The sequence below is a fragment of the Actinomadura logoneensis genome (assembly GCF_003428695.1).
Lineage (GTDB): Bacteria > Actinomycetota > Actinomycetes > Streptosporangiales > Streptosporangiaceae > Spirillospora > Spirillospora logoneensis.
The window spans coordinates 1-4,760 of sequence record NZ_QURH01000124.1 but is presented as its reverse complement, the minus strand read 5'-3'; the positions used below and the strand labels follow the sequence as shown (position 1 = coordinate 4,760).

The following is a 4,760-nucleotide window of genomic DNA, read 5'->3' as shown; positions in this document are numbered from 1 at the left end:
TGCATGGGAGACTGTGTGGGAGAGTAGGACGCCGCCGGACATATCTTGGGTGAGGCCCGCCACTTTGTGGCGGGCCTCACTTCTTTTTGTCAAGAATGGCCCCGCCGACACCGGCGGGGCCATTCTTGTTTTCAGGGGCTTTCGTTCAGTTTTCAGGGGCTTTTGTTCAGGCTGAGTGCGCCCCTGGCTGCGACTGAGATTGAGAGGGAGCCGCGTCAGCGTTGCTCGAATGGCAGTTCGGGATCGCGAGCAGGGCGTAGACGGTTTTGGTGCCGCCGGCTTCGGCGCGCTGGCCCCAGTGGATCGACAGGGCCTCGACGATCAGCAAGCCTCGACCGCCTTCATCGTCGGGCTTCCGGTGGGCCGCCTTCTTGGGGGACGGGTCTTCGAGCTCGATGAGAAGGAACGGCTTGAGCATCACCACGCGCAGGCCGATCGTCCGTCCGGGGGCGGCCCGGATGGCGTTGGTGAACAGCTCGTCGGCGATCAGGATCGCGTCGTCCACCATCTCGGCGATTCCCCACTCGATGAGGTGGGCCTCGACCAGGTCGCGGACGAGAACGGCCGCGGTGGCGAGCCCGGTGATGGATTGCTCGAACGAACGCAGGTTCTCCGGACGCCGGCCGGGGGGCCTGGCGGTGTCGGGCCGGGGCATGGGAAGTCCTGTCGACGGGGCTCGGTGACGGTGTCACAGAGTCTGGTCGAGGGCCGGTACCTCGAGGAGTGGCCCGGTTAGTGGCCAGTACCTCGGATTTCGCTCATCAAAAGCCGCAAAGTGAGCGAATGCTTTTCGGGTGGCAGGGTGTTCAGTGCGCTTTCGGCATGGATGGTTCCGCCGTGGAGATCGCCGGCCTTCGCCATCATCAGCCCCCGGTGCATCTCCAGGTGAGTGGCGAAACGAGGGAGCGAGGCGGGCAGTTCCTCGCGGGCCTGGCCGTGAGCCGACGCGGCGACCCTCTCGTCACCGAGGCGTGCGCCCAAGAGGGAGACGAAGACGTTCATGCGCCACCAGGGGACGGCGTAGTCCGAGGTCTGCTCCTCCGACCCGACGACGTCGAAGACTCTTCTGCCTTCTTGCAGCAGTTGCAGGGCTCCTCGGCTGTCGCCGCGGAGTGCGGCCACGTGGGCCCGGCCCATGACGGCGTTCAACAGGCCGAGCGAGGGCTTGTCGCTGATGGCCATGGCTTGGGAGGCGAAGAGTTCCGCCATGCCCAGCCCGGCGCCTTCGTAGCCGAGGGCGATGGCGGCGCGGCCCCGGACCCAGACTCGCGTCCCGTCGTCGCCGGAACGGTCGGCGGCTTCGGCGGCGATCCGATACCAGTTGGCCGCCCGCGCTCCGTCCGACCCAGGGAAAGTCTTTCCATAGAGGGTCATCAGCTTCGCTGCGACGTCCCACATGCCCGGGCTCTCCAACTGCTGCTGGAGGACGAGGAGGTCTTGGGACAACCGCCTCTGGATCTCCGCTGCGCCGAGGGACATGTAGTCCCGCCCATAGGTGGCGAGCCTGTCCTTCCACTCGTCCAGCCCCGGGCGGGACGCGGCGAGCGCGGACGTGAAGCCGGAGTGGATCAGGTCGCTCGCCACGACGGGGGCGATGGCCGTCGCGGCGGCGTTGGTCAGGAATCTGCGTCGGTTCAACTTCGCGTCCTCGAGGAGTTCGAGCGGCACCTCCAGCACCGCCGCGAGGTGGCGTAGCCAGAACGGTCCAGGGCAGCGCGTCCCGTGCTCCCAGCGTGAGACCGTCTCTCGGGTGACCGTCGAGTGGGCGGCCGAGGCGCAGAGGAGGTCGGCCAGGCGTGCTTGGGAGTAGCCGAGGCCTTCGCGAAGGTCCTTGACGAGCGCTCCGAGCGGCATGCACTCATCCTGCACCTCGGGAAGTGGCCACAGGGGTAGCCAAAGGGGTGGCCGCGAGACTTCGTTGTGGCGGGCGATGAGTTGGTGGGGTGGGGGTGGTCTTCACTGGTGAGGACGGGCGGCGGGACTGTTCTCGGCGGTGGTGGGCTTCGGGCGGAAGGTGTGGTGGGCGTGGAGGAGTTCGCGGCGCAGCGGGCCGAGGGGAAGGTGCTCTGGCACTTCGCCATGTCGGTGGACGGGTTCGTGGCGGGGCCGGAGCATGACATGGGGTGGATGGCCGGGGCGCGTGTCCGGCCGGGGCTGCACGAGGAGTACGTCCGGACGACGGGGGCGATCCTGGGGGGTCGGGACGGATGGGACGGAGCCATCGGGGGCGCCCGGCCTTACGGGGGTGCGTGGAAGGGGCCGATCTTCGTGCTGACGCATCATCCCGAGGACGCTGAGCCGGCGGAGGACGTGACCTTCCTGAGCTGCGACGTCGCCGAGGCCGTGCGGATCGCGCTGGAGGCGGCGGACGGGAAGAACGTCGAGGTGTTCTCGGCGTCCATCGGGCGGCAGTTGATCGAGCGGGGGCTGATCGACGAGATCGACCTGCACGTGCTGCCGGTGCTGCTGGGGGACGGGATCCGGTTGTTCGACCGGCCGGGCGGGGTTCCGGTCCGGCTTCGGCGGGTGGGCGGGGACGAGCCCACGGCGGCCGTCAACCTGCGGTTCCGACCCGGCGGTGCGTGAGGGCGGAGATGCGGTAGAGGACGTGGCGGCGGAGGCGGTGGCCTTCCGGGAGGGACGGGTGGTCGAAGTCGTCGGCCGGGTCGTGGGTCATGCCGAGGCGGTGCATGACGGCTCGCGAGCGGACGTTCTCCACGGCCGTGAAGGCGACCACCTCGGGGAGGGCCAGGTCGTCGAAGGCGTGGTCCAGGGAGCGGCGGGCGGCCTCGGTGGCGTAGCCGTGGCCCCAGCTTTCGCGGGCCAGCCGCCAGCCGACCTCGACCGCCGGGGTGAAGTGGGCGTCGAAGCGGGGGACGGACAGGCCGGTGAAGCCGATGAACCGTCCGGTCTCGGCGACCTCCACGGCCCAGAAGCCGAAGCCGCGTTCCTCGATGGCCGCGTTCAGCCGGGCGAGCAGGGCGTCGCTCTCGGCGCGGGTGAGGGGGGCGGGGAAGTGCTCCATGACCTCCGGGTCGGCGTTGAGGGCGGCGAAGGGGGCCCGGTCGTCCTCCCGCCAGGGACGCAGGACGAGGCGCTCCGATCGGAGTTCATGGTGATCGTTCGTCATGGGGCGACCGTAGCGGGAGACCGCCGCGTGCTGCCTGCGCGCGGCGGTCTCCGCGGGCGTTACGGAGTGACCACCCAGTGGTCGTTGGCCCCGGCGCGGACGAACTTCAGCGTCGGGCAGAGGTAGTCGGACGGGTTGGGCACGGCGACCGGCTCCCAGGGGGAGTCGGACGGGCTCGCCGGGGTCCAGGCGCCGTTGCGGCGGAGCTTGATGGAACTGCTCTCGAAGGGGACGTTCCTGGCGTCCGTGCAGTAGTAGGCGGTGCCGGTGGCGGGGTTGCGGCTGGCGTAGATCTCGAAGATGTCCCAGCCGTAGGAGAGCGCGCTCGTGTCCTGTCCGGACTTGCTGTAGAACGCGTTCCAGGCGCCGGTGGTGTAGTTGTACAGGTAGGCCGTCCAGGCGTTGGTGGACGCGTTCGTCCGGACGAGCTGGACGCTGTAGGCGGCGTGGCCGTTGACGGTGGACGTGTAGGTCCGCTGGAACGAGGCGTCCATGGGGAGTTCGACGGCGGGACCGTCGCCGCCGCACCAGTCCCAGGCCCACAGCTCGTTCCCCACGGCCTGCGAGTAGACCGTGGTGACCTCCATGCAGGACGAGGCGGCCTTGGTCGTCGGCGCGTACGTGAAGTCGGCGCTGGAGGAGACGCGGTAGGACGGCGTGACGCTGTGGGTGGCGACGAGGCCGTCGTGGGTCCCGGCGGCGGGCTCGACGCCCCAGAACTGGTGCACCTGCTGCTGGACGGCCGGGGCGGTGGGCTGCGTCCCGCCGAGGCGGGCGCGGTGGAGTTCGCGGAAGGCCTGGATCGCCTTCCGCGTCCGGGCGTCGCGCGGGACGGGACGGGTGTGCGCCGTCCGGGCGTCGCGCGGGACGGGACGGGTGTGCGCCACGCGTCCGGCCTTGGGGGCGCTCGGGTCGGGGGACGCCGCCGCGCGGGGCGGGGCGGCGGCCGTGGCTGCGGCTGTGGCTGCGGCCGTGGCCGGGGCGGTGGCGAGGGCGGTGAGGAGGACGGTCGGGAGCACGCACGCGAGCAGGGTTCGTCGCTGCATCACACGACTCCTTGGGAGGCGGGGGACGGAGTTCGGCGTGCGCGCGCGGGCCGTGGCGGCGGGGGCCGGGAGCTTGATCACCCCTGCCGTCGCCCATACTGTGCGATCTAGTGGAATGCCTGTCAATGCCGTTTTCAGGGATTTTTCAGGCAAAACGGAATTGGCAGGTCAGGGCGGTACGGACGTCCTATCGTGGACGGCTGTCGTGGCGGCGGGCGGCGCCGGGGGTGTGGCCGAACGCCCGGCGGTAGGCGTCGATGAACGCGCTCGCCGACGACCAGCCGCAGCGGTGCGCCACTGCGGTCACCGGCAGTCCCTCCGCGAGCAGGATCAGCGCGTGGTGCAGGCGCAGCGCGGCGCGCCAGCGCGGGAAGCCCATGCCCAGCTCGCGGGCGAAGAGCCGGGACAGCGTCCGCTCACCGGCGCCGACCCGCGCGCCGAGTTCGGCGAGCCCGGCCCGCTCGGACGGGTCGTCCAGCAGGATGCGGCAGACGGCGGCGAGCCGCGGGTCCCGGGCGGCGGGCACGTACGGGCCGGGCAGGCGCGGGGCGCGGCGCAGCCGGTCCAGCAGGACGGCCAGCAGC

General features: G+C 70.7%; 6 protein-coding genes. 1 reads left to right on the top strand and 5 read right to left on the bottom strand.

Annotated features, from left to right (window positions below):
• Nucleotides 1-166 precede the first annotated feature (166 nt).
• Nucleotides 167-655 (bottom strand): ATP-binding protein, encoded by a 489-nt coding sequence (locus tag DZF91_RS06800; protein WP_117356634.1) that lies wholly within the window; start codon nt 653-655, stop codon nt 167-169.
• Between the two features lie 77 nt (nt 656-732).
• A complete protein-coding gene (locus tag DZF91_RS06795) occupies nt 733-1,854 on the bottom strand; it encodes a helix-turn-helix domain-containing protein (RefSeq protein WP_117356633.1) in 1,122 nt (373 codons plus the stop codon).
• Nucleotides 1,855-2,025: 171 nt separating this feature from the next.
• On the opposite strand from DZF91_RS06795, the gene DZF91_RS06790 reads away from it, so the two are divergent.
• On the top strand, nt 2,026-2,586 hold the full coding sequence (locus DZF91_RS06790) for a dihydrofolate reductase family protein (RefSeq protein ID WP_235834131.1): 561 nt from the start codon (nt 2,026-2,028) through the stop codon (nt 2,584-2,586).
• On the opposite strand, the gene DZF91_RS06785 is transcribed toward DZF91_RS06790, so the two are convergent.
• From DZF91_RS06785 to DZF91_RS06775, 3 genes are all read right to left on the bottom strand, one after another.
• Complete coding sequence (locus tag DZF91_RS06785; protein WP_117356632.1) at nt 2,555-3,130, bottom strand: GNAT family N-acetyltransferase; 576 nt, start codon at nt 3,128-3,130, stop codon at nt 2,555-2,557. The two genes, DZF91_RS06790 and DZF91_RS06785, sit on opposite strands and share 32 nt — an antisense overlap.
• 59 nt (nt 3,131-3,189) lie before the next feature.
• Entirely contained in the window at nt 3,190-4,176 is a 987-nt protein-coding gene (locus tag DZF91_RS06780; RefSeq protein ID WP_117356631.1) for a carbohydrate-binding protein, read from the bottom strand.
• A gap of 187 nt (nt 4,177-4,363) precedes the next feature.
• The coding region (locus DZF91_RS06775) for a helix-turn-helix transcriptional regulator (protein WP_147341026.1) at nt 4,364-4,760 on the bottom strand (397 nt) is incomplete at its 5' end.

Coding starts and splice junctions, on each gene's coding strand:
- DZF91_RS06800 (WP_117356634.1), bottom strand. CDS start 655: ATGCCCCGGCCCGACACCGCCAGGCCCCCCGGCCGGCGTCCGGAGAAC.
- DZF91_RS06785 (WP_117356632.1), bottom strand. CDS start 3,130: ATGACGAACGATCACCATGAACTCCGATCGGAGCGCCTCGTCCTGCGT.
- DZF91_RS06795 (WP_117356633.1), bottom strand. CDS start 1,854: ATGCCGCTCGGAGCGCTCGTCAAGGACCTTCGCGAAGGCCTCGGCTAC.
- DZF91_RS06780 (WP_117356631.1), bottom strand. CDS start 4,176: ATGCAGCGACGAACCCTGCTCGCGTGCGTGCTCCCGACCGTCCTCCTC.